The organism is Pigmentiphaga litoralis (assembly GCF_048632615.1).
Taxonomy (GTDB): Bacteria; Pseudomonadota; Gammaproteobacteria; order Burkholderiales; family Burkholderiaceae_B; genus Pigmentiphaga; species Pigmentiphaga litoralis_B.
In genome coordinates this window covers 951756-967426 of sequence record NZ_CP184479.1, presented here as the reverse complement: position 1 = coordinate 967426, position 15671 = coordinate 951756, and the positions used below count along the sequence as shown (strand labels likewise).

At 66.6% G+C, this 15671-nt stretch carries 11 protein-coding genes; 4 read left to right on the top strand and 7 right to left on the bottom strand.

Annotation, left to right across the window (positions count from 1 at the left end; genetic code table 11):
- Positions 1 to 37: 37 nt before the first annotated feature.
- The 7 genes from ACNANG_RS04400 to ACNANG_RS04370 form a co-directional block, all read right to left on the bottom strand.
- On the bottom strand, positions 38 to 2110 hold the full coding sequence (locus ACNANG_RS04400) for a sodium-translocating pyrophosphatase (protein WP_420226151.1): 2073 nt from the start codon (positions 2108 to 2110) through the stop codon (positions 38 to 40).
- 164 nt (positions 2111 to 2274) lie between these two features.
- A complete protein-coding gene (gene adk / locus ACNANG_RS04395) occupies positions 2275 to 2928 on the bottom strand; it encodes an adenylate kinase (RefSeq protein ID WP_179590265.1) in 654 nt (217 codons plus the stop codon).
- A gap of 305 nt (positions 2929 to 3233) precedes the next feature.
- Positions 3234 to 4004 (bottom strand): 3-deoxy-manno-octulosonate cytidylyltransferase, encoded by a 771-nt coding sequence (gene kdsB, locus ACNANG_RS04390; protein ID WP_420226150.1) that lies wholly within the window; start codon positions 4002 to 4004, stop codon positions 3234 to 3236.
- 3 nt (positions 4005 to 4007) lie between these two features.
- Complete coding sequence (locus ACNANG_RS04385) at positions 4008 to 4196, bottom strand: Trm112 family protein (protein WP_420226149.1); 189 nt, start codon at positions 4194 to 4196, stop codon at positions 4008 to 4010.
- Positions 4177 to 5244 carry a tetraacyldisaccharide 4'-kinase gene (gene lpxK, locus ACNANG_RS04380; protein ID WP_420226148.1) on the bottom strand — a complete coding sequence of 356 codons (1068 nt, stop codon included), beginning with the start codon at positions 5242 to 5244 and terminating at the stop codon, positions 4177 to 4179. The genes ACNANG_RS04385 and lpxK overlap by 20 nt, the downstream gene beginning before the upstream one ends.
- Before the next feature lie 25 nt (positions 5245 to 5269).
- Positions 5270 to 5695: an ExbD/TolR family protein gene (locus tag ACNANG_RS04375; RefSeq protein WP_420226147.1), complete on the bottom strand. Its 426-nt coding sequence runs from the start codon at positions 5693 to 5695 to the stop codon at positions 5270 to 5272.
- A 36-nt stretch (positions 5696 to 5731) separates the two neighbouring features.
- The gene (locus tag ACNANG_RS04370; RefSeq protein ID WP_420226146.1) at positions 5732 to 6331 is read right to left on the bottom strand and encodes a MotA/TolQ/ExbB proton channel family protein; all 600 of its coding nucleotides are present in this window, start codon (positions 6329 to 6331) and stop codon (positions 5732 to 5734) included.
- A gap of 295 nt (positions 6332 to 6626) precedes the next feature.
- Here ACNANG_RS04370 and xseA point away from each other — a divergent pair, with 295 nt between their 5' ends.
- The 4 genes from xseA (at position 6627) to ACNANG_RS04350 (ending at position 15517) form a co-directional block, all read left to right on the top strand.
- Complete coding sequence (xseA, locus tag ACNANG_RS04365; RefSeq protein ID WP_420226145.1) at positions 6627 to 7994, top strand: exodeoxyribonuclease VII large subunit; 1368 nt, start codon at positions 6627 to 6629, stop codon at positions 7992 to 7994.
- 139 nt (positions 7995 to 8133) lie between these two features.
- Positions 8134 to 8712: a superoxide dismutase [Fe] gene (gene sodB, locus ACNANG_RS04360; protein WP_420226144.1), complete on the top strand. Its 579-nt coding sequence runs from the start codon at positions 8134 to 8136 to the stop codon at positions 8710 to 8712.
- Between the two features lie 223 nt (positions 8713 to 8935).
- Positions 8936 to 10249: a chloride channel protein gene (locus tag ACNANG_RS04355; protein WP_420227449.1), complete on the top strand. Its 1314-nt coding sequence runs from the start codon at positions 8936 to 8938 to the stop codon at positions 10247 to 10249.
- Positions 10250 to 10375: 126 nt separating this feature from the next.
- Positions 10376 to 15517, top strand: a complete 5142-nt coding sequence (locus ACNANG_RS04350; protein WP_420226143.1) for an MG2 domain-containing protein — start codon at positions 10376 to 10378, stop codon at positions 15515 to 15517.
- The last annotated feature ends 154 nt before the right edge of the window (positions 15518 to 15671 follow it).

Sequence of the window (15671 nt, the reverse complement as noted above, 5' to 3'; positions counted from 1 at the left end):
GTGTCGCCCCTGGGGAGGCGCGGAGCGCCAAGGGGGCTCACAATATGCCCACCAGCAGCAATGCGACGATATTGATGATCTTGATCAGCGGGTTGATCGCTGGGCCAGCGGTGTCCTTGTAGGGATCGCCGACCGTGTCCCCCGTGACCGCGGCTTTGTGCGCTTCGGACCCTTTGCCGCCGTGGTGGCCTTCCTCGATGAATTTCTTGGCGTTGTCCCACGCGCCGCCGCCGGTGCACATCGAGACGGCCAGGAAGAAGCCGGTCACGATGGCGCCCATCAGCATCCCGCCCACCGCCATGCGCGCGGCTTCGGGGCCCATCAGCACCCGGATCACGATTGCCAGCAGGATCGGCGCAAAGATCGGCAGCGCCGACGGGATCATCATCTCCTTGATCGCCGCCTTGGTCAGCATGTCGACCGCGCGGCCGTACTCGGGCTTGGCGGTCCCGGCCATGATGCCGGGGATCTCGTGGAACTGGCGCCGCACTTCGACCACCACGGCGCCGGCGGATCGGCCGACGGCTTCCATCGCCATCGCCGCGAACAGGAAAGGCAGCAGGCCGCCGATCAGCAGGCCGATGATCACGGCGGGTTCGGCCAGTGAAAACTCCACGGCCTTCCCCGCCGCTTCCAGGCCATGCGTGAAGTCGGCGAACAGCACCAGCGCGGCCAGGCCGGCGGATCCGATCGCATAGCCCTTGGTGACGGCCTTGGTGGTGTTGCCGACCGCATCCAGGGGATCCGTCACGGCGCGCACCGACTCGGGCAACTGGGCCATTTCGGCAATGCCGCCGGCGTTGTCGGTGATCGGTCCATAGGCGTCCAGTGCGACGATGATGCCGGCCATCGACAGCATGGACGTGGCTGCGATCGCGATGCCGTACAGCCCCGCCAGCGCGTACGAGGCAATGATCGCCAGGCATACCAGGATGACAGGCGCGGCGGTGGATTTCATCGATACGGCGAGTCCGGCGATCACATTGGTGCCATGGCCGGTGGTGGACGCCTGCGCCACGGCGCGCACGGGGCCGTATTCGGTGCCGGTGTAGTACTCGGTCACCCAGACCAGCAGGCCGGTCAGCACCAGGCCGACCACCGTGCTGCCGAACAGGCGCAGCAGGCTTTCGGTGTCGCCCAGCGCGCTGCCCTTGAAGACCAGGGCCGTAATCGGGTAGAAGGCCACCAGCGCCAGCACCCCCGCCACGATCAGCCCGCGATATAGCGCCGACATGATGCGTTTGCCCGGCCGCATCTTGACCGCCGCGCAGCCGACAATCGACGCGATGATCGAGAACCCGCCCAGCGCCAGCGGATACAGTACGGCTTCCAGCGGCGCATCCGCGATCACCAGCGACCCCAGCAGCATGGTCGCGATCAGCGTCACGGCGTAGGTTTCGAACAGATCGGCCGCCATGCCAGCGCAATCGCCGACGTTGTCACCCACATTGTCGGCAATGACGGCAGGATTGCGCGGATCGTCTTCCGGAATGCCGGCTTCGACCTTGCCCACCAGGTCGGCGCCCACGTCGGCTCCTTTGGTAAAAATGCCGCCGCCCAGGCGCGCAAAGATCGAGATCAGCGATGCGCCGAAAGCCAGGCCGATCAGTGGCCGCAAGGCGTCATGCAGGCTGGTGATCTCGGGCGAGACGGGGCGCGTCAGCAGCCACCACAGACTGGCCGCGATGCCGATGATGCCCAGGCCCACGACCAGCATGCCGGTGACCGCCCCGCCGCGAAAGGCGATCGCCAGGGCAGGGTCGAGCCCGCCGGTGGCGGCCTGCGCCGTCCGCACGTTGGTGCGCACCGAAATGTTCATGCCGATGAAGCCGGCCGCGCCCGACAGCACGGCCCCGACCAGAAAGCCGACCGCACATGCCCAGCCCAGTCCCGGCACCAGGCCGATGATCAGGAACAGGACGATGCCGACGATGGCGATGGTGGTGTACTGGCGGTTGAGGTAGGCCTGCGCGCCCTGCTGGATGGCGGCGGCGATGTCCTGCATCCGCGGGTTGCCGGGGTCTTGCCTGAGAATCCAGCGGATGGAATAGGCGCCGTACAGGACGGCAAGAATGCCGCAAAGCAGCGGAAACGCGAGACCCCAGGCCATATGACTCCTCCTTGTTGTTGTCACTGCCTATCCGCGGAAGACCGCGGAGCACTACAAACCAACATCATCGAGGGCCAGCGTGGGGCCGGCGCGCGGCGCGCCCGCCTGAATCAAGAAGGGCAGCGCTTTCGCGCTGCCCTGAAGTCACTGCGTGAGGTTCCGGCTTATTTCACCGCCTCGAACAGTTTGCTCTTGATGTCGTCCACGCTTCCCACGCCAGCAATCTTGCGATACTGCGGTGCGCCGGGCTCGCCGGAGTCGGCCCATTGCGAGTAGTAGTCGATCAGGGGCCGGGTCTGGTCGCGGTAGACCGCCAGGCGCTTGCGTACGGTGTCTTCCTTGTCGTCGTCGCGCTGGACGAGCGGCTCGCCGGTCACGTCATCGACGTTGTCGACCTTGGGCGGATTGAAACGGGTGTGATAGGTCCGGCCGCTGGACAGGTGCACGCGGCGGCCGCTCATGCGTTCGATGATTTCTTCTTCGGGCACGTCGACTTCGACCACGTAGTCGATCGCCACGCCGGCCTGCTTCATGGCGTCGGCCTGCGGGATCGTGCGTGGGAAACCGTCGAAAAGATAGCCCTTGGCGCAGTCGGCCTCGAGCAGACGGTCTTTGACGAGGCCGATGATGATGTCGTCCGACACCAGGCCACCCGCGTCCATGACTTTCTTGGCCTCGATTCCCAAAGGCGTGCCTGCCTTGACGGCGGCCCGCAGCATGTCGCCGGTAGAGATCTGGGGAATGCCGAATCGTTCCTTGAGAAACGCGGCCTGAGTGCCTTTGCCGGCGCCGGGCGCTCCGAGCAAGATTAGACGCATTGATGCTTCCTGGTGGTGTTTGAATAATGGCTGACCGGATCACTGCGATCGGGCATGGCCCTTGATGTGACAAGGGCAATGCTCGTCATTTTAGTTCGAATGCACGCAGTGAAACAGCGTTGTGCGAATGGTGCAGAGAAGTGATGGTCAAAAGCTGCAATCGATGCATGTCGATCGCCCCCCAGCCCTGGACGCTCTCGTGCCCAAAAATCCTGTCCAAAACTTACCTTACGCCGCCGGGCCGGTCAAATCCCTGGACTACGGACAGACCCGCATAGCGGCGGCGCGGTATTCCTGGCGGCTCGTCAGGCCAGGCCGTGCTGTCCCACGAGATTGCGCACCTGGTCCAGGTCGGCCTGGGTGTCGACGCCCGGCGCGGGGGCGTGCGCTGTCAGGTGCACCTGGATCGTGAAGCCGTGTTCCATGGCGCGCAGCTGTTCCAGCGATTCCCAGCGTTCGAGCGAGCCTTGCGACAGCGCTGGAAAGCGGCGCAGGAACCCGGCGCGGTACGCATACAGGCCGATGTGGCGCAGCGCGGGCAGGCCGGGAGCCAGCACCTGCTCGCCGTTCGCCAGGGCGTCGCGGGCCCAAGGGATCGGCGCGCGCGAAAAGTACAGGGCGCGGCCATGGGTGTCGCAGACCACCTTGACCATGTTCGGATTGAACAGCTCGGCCGCTGTCTGCAAGGGATGGGCGGCGGTGGCGATGGCCGCAGACGGGTGGCGGTCGAGCGCCTGGGCGACGTCGGCAACCAGGGTGGGCGAAATCAACGGTTCGTCGCCCTGGATATTGACGACGATGTGGTCATCGGACAGTCCCAGTTGCACGCAGACTTCAGCCAGGCGGTCCGTGCCCGTAGGGTGGTCATCGCGCGTCATGAGGGCGCGGAAACCGTGCGATGCGACGGCCTTGGCAATGTCGGCATCGTCTGTCGCGACGACCACGTCGGAGGCGCCACTGGCGCGCGCCTTTTCAGCCACCCAGACGACCATGGGCTTGCCGCCGATGTCCGCAAGCATTTTGCCGGGCAGCCGCGTGGACCGGGCGCGGGCCGGAATCACTGCGAGAAAATTCATGGCTCAGGGCAGCGCGGCGACGTCGGCGTCGTTCAGCACGCGGGCTTCGGATTCAAGCATGACCGGAATGCCGTCACGGATAGGGAAAGCCAGGCGCTGGGCCTTGCTCACCAGTTCCTGGCGGGTACGGTCGTAGTGCAGCGGCCCTTTGCTGAGCGGGCAGACGAGGATGTCAAGCAGGCGTGTGTCCATGGAGTCGGGTATCCAGCCAGTCGAAGAATGTGGGATCGGACAGGTGCGCCGATACGGCAACCGCCCAGATGCGCGGATCGTTCAGATGCCCGCATTTTACGGCGTCCTTGTCGGTGACGAGCAGCACGTCGGCCGCCATATCCGAAAAAGGCGACGTCGCGTAGTCGAAATGGTCAGGCAGCGCCCGCGTGACGACGGGGTGGATGCCGGCCTGGCGCAGGGTGGTGAAGAAGCGGTCGGGGTGGCCGATGCCGGCGGCGGCGCCGATGCGCAAGGAAGCGTCCGCCATCAGCCAGCTCAACGGACGGATCTGGCCATCGTTCACGCGGCGCAGGTGCCGGGCGACCAGGCGCATGGTGAGGTGTCGCGGGTGGCGGGCGTCAGGCGCGGCGTCCTGCGGGTCCGGCACGTCGGCTGCGTCGCCGGTCCCGGTCAGATTCGTTACGACGACGTCCACCGTATCGCGCCGCGCAGCAGGTTCGCGCAGCGGACCGGCGGGCAGCAACCGGCCGTTGCCCACGCCCCGGGCGTCCTGCACGATGACTTCGACATCCCGCGCCAGGGCCAGATGCTGCAAACCGTCATCCGCAACGATCACATCCACGGCAGGAAAGTCGCGCCGCAGCGCCTGCGCCGCCAGCGCCCGGCGTGGGTGCACGGCCACGGGTACGCCGGCTTCGCCCGCAATCAGGGCGGGTTCGTCGCCGAACAGGGCGGCATCCAGCGCACCCTGGCCGGTGCGCGGTACGTTGGGCGACTCCTTGTCGAAAGGCTGGGCGCCATAGCCGCGGCTGACCACTCCCGGCGTCCAGCCGCGGGCGCGCAAGCCTTCCAGGGTCGCCAGCAGAAAAGGGGTCTTGCCGGTTCCGCCCACATACAGGTTGCCGATCACGATCACCGGCACGTCGATCCGCGTAGGCTGCTTCCAGCCGTGCCGGTAGGCGGTGCGTTTGCCCGCGACCACCGCGCCCGTCAGCCAGGACAGCGGTGTCAGCAGCACAGACAGCCACCCGCCGGTCTGCCACTGCCGCTGCAGCAGGTCCTTCATCGCGCGTGGCCGGCCGCCGACCCCATCAGCGCTTCGCGCCCGCGCTGGTGCGCGTCGTGAAGCCGACCCGGGCGATACCGGCCAGGCGGGCGGCTTCCATGGCGTTGACGACCGACTGGTGGGTGGCGCCCGCATCCGCATCGATCACCAGCGATGGCTCGGTACGGCCCTGCACCGCGGCCCGCAAGGCCTGCGACAGGGTCTCGGCGTCGCGATACTGCAGCGCGCGGCCGTTCAGGGCGTAGCGTCCATCGGCGGCCACAGTGACGGTCACTTGCGGAGGCGCGGCGCGCGTCTCGTTGCTGGCCGTGGGCAGCGTGATCGACAGCTGGCTGAACTTGGAAAACGAGGTCGAGGCGGCCAGAAAGATCATGATCACCAGCAGCACGTCGATCAACGGGATCAGGTTGATCTCCGGATCTTCGATATGGCGTCTTCTGCGAAAATTCATGCCGCGCCGCCTTGCGCCGGGATGCCAGGAAGCCGCTTACTCGTCATGCAAGGTGTCCACCAGGCGGATCGCCGCCTGTTCCAGGTCGTGCAGATAGTCTTCGATACGGGTGCGCAGGTAGCGGTAGAAAATCATGGCCGGAATGGCGATGAAGATGCCAAAGCCCGTGTTGTACAGTGCCACCGAGATACCCTTGGCCAGCGTCGACGGATCATTGCCTACCGGCGAGTACGCACCAAAGATCTCGATCATGCCGACCACGGTGCCGAACAGCCCCATCAACGGGGCCACGGCGGCAATGGTGCCGATGGCGCCGACATGGCGGCCCAGATCGTGGGCGACCGAATGGCCGGTGGCTTCCAGTGCTTCCTGCGTGGCCGACCGCGAACGGTGACGATGGCGCAGGCCGGTCGCCAGGACGCGGCCCAGGGGCGAACTGGCGTCCAGCTTGTCGATGATGTCGGGCGTGATGCGCTTTTTCTGGACCAGGCCCAGCACGTCATCGAGGACGGCAGGCGGAAAGACCCGCGTGCGCCGTAGCGCAAGCAGACGTTCGACGATCAGGGTCAAGGCGAGGAAAGACGTGGCGATGAGCGGCCAGATGGGCCAGCCCGCGTCGCGGATGATGGCGAGCAAAGATGCTCTCCTTGTGCAGTGAAGGCGAGAATGTACGGTGCAGCGGGGCCCAGGGCAAGCTGACCACCGTCTGAAAGTATCCACAGATTCTGTGGATAATAGTGTGCACAAGTCGGCCTCCGGCCTGAATACATGCGGCTCCAGCTAGGGTGCCTGCGTTGTGGTCAACCGGTGCCATGCATAAATTTTCAATGAAATCAAAAGCTTATTCAGTAAGAACAGGGCGTATGACAGAGAAATTACTTGACAACCACGACTGGCGCGCCTGTGGACAGGTTCTCGCCCGGAAAGCCCCATGAGCGCTAGGTTTGCGGGCGCACATGACGGAATGTCGCGGGAAATTCTCACAGTTTCCCAGCTCAACCGCGCCGTGGCGAGCTTGCTGGAGCGCAGCATCCCGTTGACCTGGGTGCGCGGAGAGGTCAGCAATTTCACGGCGGCGGCGTCGGGCCACTGGTATTTCACGCTGAAAGACGGCGGGGCCGCCGCCCGGGGCGTCATGTTCCGGGGCCGGGCCAGCCTGGTCGGCTTCACCCCTCGCAATGGCGACCAGATCGAGGTCCGCTGCAAGGTGTCGCTGTACGAGCCTCGGGGCGATTACCAGCTGCAGGTGGAAGCGATGCGGCGGGCCGGGCAGGGCGACCTGTTCGAAGCGTTCATGCGCCTGAAGGAAAAATTGTCGGCTGAAGGGCTGTTCGACGCGGACCGCAAACGCGTGCCAGTGGCGCTGCCCAAGGCGATCGGGGTGATCACGTCCCTGCAGGCCGCTGCGCTGCGCGACGTGCTGACGGCGCTGGCCCGCCGCGCGCCGCACGTGCCGGTGATCGTGTATCCGGCGCCGGTGCAGGGCGAAGAGGCCGCCGGCCGGCTGGTGCAGGCCATAGCGGCCGCCAACCGCCGCAAGGAGGTCGACACCCTGCTGCTGGTGCGGGGCGGCGGCAGCATCGAAGACCTGTGGAGTTTCAACAACGAAGCGCTGGCGCGGGCGATTCACGACAGCGCCATCACGGTCATTTGCGGCGTGGGCCACGAAACCGACTTTACGATTGCCGATTTCGTGGCGGATCTGCGCGCGCCCACGCCCACGGCGGCGGCGGAACTGGCCTGCCTGCCCCAGTCGCAGTGGCTGGCCCGGGTGGCGCAGGCCGCGTCGACGCTGACCCGCCTGCAGCAACGCCGGCTGGAACGCATGGCGCAGCGCGTGGACCGGCTGGCCGGCCAGCTGGTGTCGCCCCGCCAGCGGCTGGAGCGCCAGCGGGAACGTCTGGCCACGCTGTCGCGCGACCTGTCGGGCGCCTGGCGCCATCTGCAGCGGGACCGCGCAAGTCACGTAGCCTTGCTGCGCCAGCGCCTGACGACCGAATTGCCGGACCCCGGCGCGTGCCAGGTGCAGGTGCGCGAACTGGGACGGCGCCTGCGACAGGCCGAAGCGGCTTATCTGGCGAGGCTGGCGGCGCGGGTGGACGGCCGGCTGGACCAGTTGCGCGCGCTGGGGCCGCAGCAGACGTTGGCGCGAGGTTACGCGATCGCTCGCGACGGCCGGGGCCGTATCGTGCGGGAAGCCGCGGCCTTGCGGGTGGGCGAGACGGTCGACCTGCATTTTTCCGAAGGCACGGCCAAGGCGACGGTGGCGCAGATCGCGCCCGACCTGCCGCTCGCCTGAGCCCTTTTTGCCCAGCCTTAACCATTCGTCACGCGGGGACATGACCCCTTTACGCGACAGTTGCCGATAAAATGCGGCGCTTGGTCGAAACGCATTGCCTTTTTTTGCAGTACCCCAAACACCACACAGGAGCTCTCAGATGGAACATACCCTTCCGCCGTTGCCATATCCCATGGATGCTCTGGCGCCGCACATCTCCAAGGAAACCCTGGAGTTCCACTACGGCAAGCACCACCAGACCTACGTCACCAACCTGAACAACCTGATCAAGGGCACCGAGTTCGAAAACGCGTCGCTCGAAGAGATCATCAAGAAGTCGTCGGGTGGCGTGTTCAACAACGCCGCCCAGGTCTGGAACCACACCTTCTACTGGAACAGCCTGTCGCCCAACGGCGGCGGTGACGCATCGGGCGCGCTGGCCGACGCCATCAAGGCGAAGTGGGGCGACCTGGCCGCCTTCAAGGAAGCGTTCAACAAGTCCGCCGCCGGCAACTTCGGTTCGGGCTGGACCTGGCTGGTGAAGAAGGCCGACGGTTCGCTCGACATCGTCAACACCAGCAACGCCGCAACGCCGCTGACCACGTCCGACGTGCCGCTGCTGACCTGTGATGTGTGGGAACACGCCTACTACATCGACTACCGCAATGCCCGTCCCAAGTACCTGGAAAACTTCTGGGCGCTGGTGAACTGGGACTTCGCTGCCAAGAACCTGGGCTGATCCAGGATAGCCGCATGACCTGGGCCGGACCGGAATGCTTTCCGTCCGGCGCATCACGCGACGCGCGGTGCACGGACCTTGCCCCTGGCAGCGTCCCTGCACCGCGTTTTTTTGTACCCGCATCGTATGTTTTCGTAGCAGGCAGGACCTTGCCGTGACCCCACGCCGATTCGATCCACTGCGCATCCGCGCGCGCGGCACCCTTCGCCGCAAGCATCGGCAGATGCGGCGCGCCTCCCACAAAACCTTCCGGTACGCGCTGGTGCTGTGCGGCGCCGCGCTGGTGGCGCTGCTGTCGCTTGCCTTTGCGTGGATGGCCGAAATCGCGCTGGCCTGGAATGCGCGGTGGACCTCCGCTGCGCCATGGGCGGCGTTGATCATCCTGCCTTGCGCGCTGGCGGCGATTCGCTGGCTGACCTTGCGGCTTGCGCCCTATGCGCGCGGCAGCGGCATTCCGCAGGTGATCGCGTCCACCACCTTGCCGGTGGAAATGGGGCAGGGCGGCCTGGTCTCGCTGCGCCAGGCCTTGTGGAAGATTCCCCTGACCGCCGCCGCGCTGCTGGCCGGGGCGTCGGTGGGCCGTGAAGGGCCGTCGGTACAGGTGGGCGCGGCGGCCATGCTGGCCTGGGGGCGCTATTGGCAGTCCCGCATTGGCGTGCGACTGCGCTTTCGCGCGCACGAACTGGTGGCGGCGGGCGCGGCCGGCGGACTGGCCGCGGCGTTCAATACGCCGCTGGCGGGCGTCGTGTTCGCGATCGAGGAACTGGGCCGTGGCGCAGGGGTGCGGTGGGACCGGCTGGCGCTGTCAGGCGTGCTGTGCGCCGGCTTCATTGCGCTGGCCATTGCCGGCAACAACCCCTATTTCCATATCAGCGACCCCATGCAGTGGGCAGGCGCGGCCTGGGGCTGGACACTGGCCTGCGCGGTGGTGAATGGCGTGCTGGGGGGCATCTTCGCGGCGACCCTGATCCGGGGCGCGGCAGGCGTGGTCCCGGTGGCGTGGCGCGCCTGGGTCGTCGGCCATCCGGTGCGCCTGGCGTTCGTGTGCGGCATCGTGGTGGCCGTGCTGGGCCTGCTGACGCACGGCGAAACCTATGGCACGGGTTATGAGGCGTCGGCAGCGTTGCTGAACGGCCATCCCATCGAATCGTCGGGCTTTGGCATCGCCAAGTGGGTGGCCACGGTGGCCTCGTACTTTGCCGGAATCCCGGGTGGCATTTTCACGCCGGCGCTGGCGATCGGCGCGGGCGTCGGCGAGCACCTGGTGCAACTGGCCGGGCCGGTGGCGGATCCCCGCACCCTGGCGTTGCTCTCGATGGCGGCCTTCCTGGCGGCCGCCACGCAGGCGCCCATCACCGCCAGCGTGATCGTGATGGAAATGACGCGCAGCCAGGACCTGATGTTCCATCTGCTGGTCGCCACGCTGCTCGCGTCACTGGTCTCGCGCCAGTTCTGCCCCCGGCCCTTCTACCATGCGGTGGCGCTGCGTTTTCGCAAGGAAGCCCTTGCCGACGCAACGCGCGCGCCAGGCCCATAACTGTAAGTTATTGCTTGCCGGACTTTTCAAACGGCCGGCTTTGCGCCCTAATACGCCTGGGGAAATCAGGCACGTCCGTGCCGACCGGGGAGACGTATGGGCTGGAAAGCAGGCAGGACGGCGGCCGTGGCCGTCGTATGCGGAGTGGTCGTGGCCGCGGCGGGGGCCGCGTGGTGGTGGAATGGGTCGCGATCGGGCGACGATGGCGCGGCCGTTACCGTGGTCGATGGCGCGTCCGGCAGCGATACCTTCGTTGCCCTGGATTGCAAGGCACGCCTGTTCGACGAGTCGCCCGCGCTGGCCGTGACCTTTTCGCAGCCGGTCGACCGCCGCCAGCGCTTTGACAACTTCCTGCAGGTGTCCGACCTGGGCGCGTTCAATGCGGCCAATGCCGATGCTTCCGCCGTGTCCGGCAAGCCGGTTGCCGCCGACGAAGTCGCCGCCGGCAATGTCGCCAAGGGCAGCTGGGTGGTGGGCGATAACCCCCGTGTCGTGTATTTCCCGGCGATCCAGCCGCAACGCAAATACAAGATCGGCATCAGCAGCGGCCTGAAGAATGCCTCGGGCCAGACCCTGGACAGCCTGAGCACCTGCGAAGTCGCCAGCGAGGCCATGCCCCCGTCCTTCTATTTCGCCAGCAAGGGCGTGGTGCTGCCCGCCGGCCAGAACGGCGGCCTGCCGGTCGTGACCGTCAATACGCCCGAAGTGGACGTGCAGTTCCTGCGGGTCGATGCGGCCAATCTGCCGACCTTCTATGAAAACGCGCTGGGCGTGCGGGGACCGGCCAAGGCCGCCGACGCCGATGCCGACGCTGACGCCGATCCCGGCTCCGATTACGAGAATGACTACGGCGGCAACACCGGTTTGAAAGGCACGGTCAGCCTGTGGGATCTCGATCGCCTCCAGTCCATGTCGCGCAGCGTGTACCAGGGCCGCTTCCTGGCCGACGCCACGCCCAACCGGCGGCATGTCACGTTCCTGCCGGTCGAAACCATCAAGGAACTGAAAGAGCCCGGCATCTATGTGGCGGTCATGACGCAGCCCGGGCGGTTTCGCGACGAATACCAGGTCACGTACTTCTATGTGACCGATGTCGGTCTGCATGCACGCCGTTATCCCAACCAGCTGGACGCCTTCGCCACCTCGCTGAAAAGCGGCAAGGCGGTCGGCGATGTGGAATTCGAGCTGCTCGATGACAAGGCCAAGTCGCTGGGCAAGGCCAAGGCCGATGGCCAGGGGCATGCCGTGTTCACGGGCGACGTCGATGCCGCGCGTGTGCTGCTTGGCCGGCGTGGCAACGAGATGTCGGTCGTGGCATTGCAGGAACCGGCGCTGGACCTGTCGGAATTCGATGTGGGTGGCTACCCGTCGCGCAATAACAAGCTGTTCGTGTATGCCGGCCGTGATCTGTACCGGCCTGGCGAACGCTTCGACGTGTCGGTGCTTGCGCGCAATCCCGATGGCGCGCCGGTCGCCGCCATGCCGCTGACCGCCACCCTGAAGCGTCCCGATGGCCGCGTGATGCAGACGGCCGTGTGGCGTCCGCAGGCGAATCTGCCGGGGTATGCGCAGCAGCCCATCGTGCTGCCCGCCGACGCGCAGACCGGCAGCTGGCTGCTGGAAGTGCGGCTGGACCCGGCTGCCCGCAGTGCCGATGCATCCTGGAAATTCCAGGTCGAAGAATTCCTGCCGGAACGCATGAAACTGGACCTGCAGTCGCGTCAGCAGATCCTGTCGCCGGGCGACGAATTGAAGGTGCAGGTGCGGGGCGACTACCTGTACGGGTCGCCGGCCGCTGGCAATCGCGTGCTGGGCGTCGTGTCGGTGCAGCGTGACCGCCTTGCCTTGCCCACCCAGTTGCCTGGCTTCATCTTTGGCGACTTTGCCGACGACACCCGCAAGCAGCGCAAGGATCTGGAAGAAACCGAGCTGGACGAACGCGGCGCCGTGACCTTGACCGTGCCCCTGGACGTGGACGGCACGCATTCGCCCATGAAGGTGAAGACGAGTGTGAGCCTGCTGGAATCGGGCGGGCGGCCCGTGGTGCGGTCGATCGATCGCGCGGTGTGGCCTGCCAAGGCGCTGATTGCCGTGCGGCCGATGTTTGACCGCGATGTGGCGCGCGAAGGCGCCCTGGCCGAATTCGAGGCCGTTCGCGTCGATGCCACCGGCAAGTTCGTGCCGCTGGAAAGCGCGCAGCTGCGCCTGTATCGCGAGGAACGCCAGTACTACTGGCGCTTCGATGACCAGCGTGGCTGGAACAGTGGCTTTACCGAAAACGAAGACCTGATCGATTCCCGCACGATCGCGCTGCGCGAACGCGTCAAGCTGGGCCTGCCGGTCAAATACGGCCGCTACCGCCTGGAGATCAGCGACCCCGACACCGGCGAGACGATGCGGTATCGCTTCTATGCCGGCTGGGGCGCGCAAGACGCCGAAGACATGGGCAATCGTCCTGATCGCGTGCAGCTGAAGCTGGACAAGGCGCCGGTGCGCGAAGGCGACGACGTGACCCTGACGATCACGCCGCCGCATGATGGCGAGGCCCTGATCGCCGTCGAAGGCGACAAGGTATTGTGGTCGCAGCGCACGTCGGTCAAGGCGTCGGGCAGCACCGTCAGCATTCCGGTCGGCAAGGACTGGAAGCGGCACGACCTGTATGTGTCGGTGGCCGTATTCCGGCCCGGCAGCGAAGGCGATCGCGTGACGCCGGCACGGGCGCTGGGCCTGATCCACCTGCCGCTGGCACGGGACGATCGCAAGCTGTCGGTCGCGCTGACGGCCCCGGCCAAGGTGCTGCCCGAAAAACGCACCACCGTGAAGGTCAAGGTGGGCAACCTGGACAAACGTTCGTCCGAAGCGGCCGATCAGTCGGCCCATGTCACGGTGTCCGCGGTCGACCTGGGCATCCTCAACATCACGCGGTATGCGTCACCGGATCCTTTCGATTTCTTCTTTGGCAAGCACCGCTACGCGCCGGAATTGCTGGATCTGTACGGCAAGCTGATCGAGAAGATGGACGGCACGCAGGGCAAGCTGAAGTGGGGCGGCGACGCGGCCTCGCGCGATACGCGCAGCCTGCCGACCAAGGTGCGGCTGGTCGATCTGTTCAGCGGCCCGGTCAAGCTGGACGCCAATGGAGAAGCCACCGTGCCGCTCGACCTGCCGGACTTCAACGGCACCCTGCGCATCATGGCCACGGCATTTACGCAAGATCGTTACGGCAGCGCGCAGGCCGAGATGGTGGTCGCCGCGCCGGTGGTGGCCGAGCTGTCCACCCCACGCTTCATCAGCCCGGGCGACGAGGTGAGCCTGGCGCTGGATGTGACCAATCTGAGCGGCGTGCCCCAGAACCTGTCGATCCGGTTCGAAGGGCTGGACCCGGTGCGCATTCGCGACGGGTCGCGCACGGTCAGCCTGGCCGACAAGCAACGCACCACGCTGCGTTTTGGCGCCGAAGCCACGGGAGCCTACGGCCTTGGACGCCTGCGCCTGGTCGTGGATGGGGCGCCGGCCGCGGGGTCGGCCGAGCCGCTGCACATCGTGCGTGAATCGCTGCTGCAGGTGCAGCCTGCGGTGCCGGCCGAACGGGAAGTCAAACGCGCCCGTGTCGAACCGGGCGGCAGTTTCCGTCTTGAGCCGACCTGGACATCGCGTTTCTACAACGAGTCCGTCACCGTGGGCATGTCGGTATCGAACCGGCCGCCGTTCAACATTGGCCGGCTGGTGCAGGGCCTGCTCGACTACCCGTATGGGTGCCTCGAGCAGACCGCCAGCGCCGCCTACCCGCACGTGTTCATTGACGAAGTGCAGGCCAAGGCCTATGGCCTGACGCCGCGCACCCGCGCCGAACGGGAACGCATGCTGGAAGGCGCGATCAGCCGGATTGCCGGGCAGCAAAAGGCATCGGGCGGGTTCACCTTGTGGGGCGATGGCGCGCAGGAAATCTGGCTGAGCGCCTATGTGACCGGCTTCCTGCAAGATGCGCGCACCAACGGCTTCAACGTGCCCGACACCCTGGCGCGGCGCGGCCAGGAATGGTTGCTGGCGCAACTGCAACAAGGGGTGGCCAACATTCCTGCCTTGCCTGCCAATCTGCAAAAGGATCTGGCGGCAGGCACGCGTTTGCGGGATACGGACTACGACTCGCTGCGCAACGGGCATCGCCGTTTCGCGGAACTGGCCAACGCGGCGTATGTGCTGGCCCGCGACCAGAAGGCGCCGCTCTCGACCCTGCGGGTGCTGCACGACAGCTTCCGCAACCGCGCGCGGTCGCCGCTTCCCCTGGTTCACCTGGCCGTGGCGCTGAAGCTGATGGGCGACGAAGCCCGGTCCAAGGTGGCCCTGGATGACGCCATGGCGCGGCCTTACGGTATCGATGCCGGGCGGGGCGGCGGTTATGGCGAATGGCTGGGCGACTACGGTTCGCCCGTGCGAGACATGGCCATGAGCTATGCGCTAATGGCGCAGAACAACCTGACCCACCCGCGCCGCGAAGTGATGTTGAACGACCTTGCCGGCCGTCTGGCGGGACGTCCCTACCTGTCCACGCAGGAACAGCTGGCCTTGTTCCTGGCGGCTCGCGCGGCCGGTGGCCAGAACGACGCGCCGTGGACCGCGGTGCTGCGCAATGGCGCGCGGGACGAAACCCTGACGTCGCGCACCAGCGAATCGCGCACCGTGGCGGGCAGTCAGTTGCAGCAAGGTGTCGAGGTGATCAACCAGGGCACCGACGTGCTGTTTGTCGAAGCCGACATCCAGGGCTACCCGGTTGCGCCTGCCGAGCCCAAGTCCAATGGCGTGCGTATCGCGCGCACCTGGTACGAGGCCGATGGCAAGGCGTGGACGGGTCGCAGCCTGAAGACCGGCGACACGCTGATCGTCAAGCTGGATGCCACGGCGGATCGCCGTATCGAAGACGGCCTGATCGTCGATCGGGTGCCGGCCGGCTTCGAAGTCGAAAACCTGAACCTGACGCAGGGCGCCGGGCTGGAGAATTGGTCGGTCGGCGGCAAGGACGTGGCCGAAGCCCTGAACGATCCGGCCATCAAGCATCGGGAATTCCGCGACGACCGCTATGTGGCTGCCGTGCGTATCCAGGGCACCGTGACCGTGTTCTACAAGGTGCGTGTGGTGACGCCGGGCCGCTTCGTGGTGCCGGCGCCCGTGGTCGAAGACATGTACCGGCCTGACGTGCGCGGCGTGGGCACGCAAAGCGCCGGCCTGGTCATCCAGGACCCGCGCGCCGCGGCGGGTGGCGCGCGCTAAGGCTAAGGGGATGCGCCGTCGGAACGCACGGGGTCCGGCCGCGGCGGACGCGGCGCCGGAGGCGGGCGCTGCCGGGGAGGAGGCTGCCAGGAGCGAGGCCGCCGGTGAGCGCAGCGCACAGGGCAGCGCCTCCGGCAAGGGGTCGTCTCGGGCC

Coding starts and splice junctions, on each gene's coding strand:
- ACNANG_RS04400 (WP_420226151.1), bottom strand. CDS start 2,110: ATGGCCTGGGGTCTCGCGTTTCCGCTGCTTTGCGGCATTCTTGCCGTC.
- adk (WP_179590265.1), bottom strand. CDS start 2,928: ATGCGTCTAATCTTGCTCGGAGCGCCCGGCGCCGGCAAAGGCACTCAG.
- kdsB (WP_420226150.1), bottom strand. CDS start 4,004: ATGAATTTTCTCGCAGTGATTCCGGCCCGCGCCCGGTCCACGCGGCTG.
- ACNANG_RS04385 (WP_420226149.1), bottom strand. CDS start 4,196: ATGGACACACGCCTGCTTGACATCCTCGTCTGCCCGCTCAGCAAAGGG.
- lpxK (WP_420226148.1), bottom strand. CDS start 5,244: ATGAAGGACCTGCTGCAGCGGCAGTGGCAGACCGGCGGGTGGCTGTCT.
- ACNANG_RS04375 (WP_420226147.1), bottom strand. CDS start 5,695: ATGAATTTTCGCAGAAGACGCCATATCGAAGATCCGGAGATCAACCTG.
- xseA (WP_420226145.1), top strand. CDS start 6,627: ATGAGCGCTAGGTTTGCGGGCGCACATGACGGAATGTCGCGGGAAATT.
- sodB (WP_420226144.1), top strand. CDS start 8,134: ATGGAACATACCCTTCCGCCGTTGCCATATCCCATGGATGCTCTGGCG.
- ACNANG_RS04355 (WP_420227449.1), top strand. CDS start 8,936: ATGCGGCGCGCCTCCCACAAAACCTTCCGGTACGCGCTGGTGCTGTGC.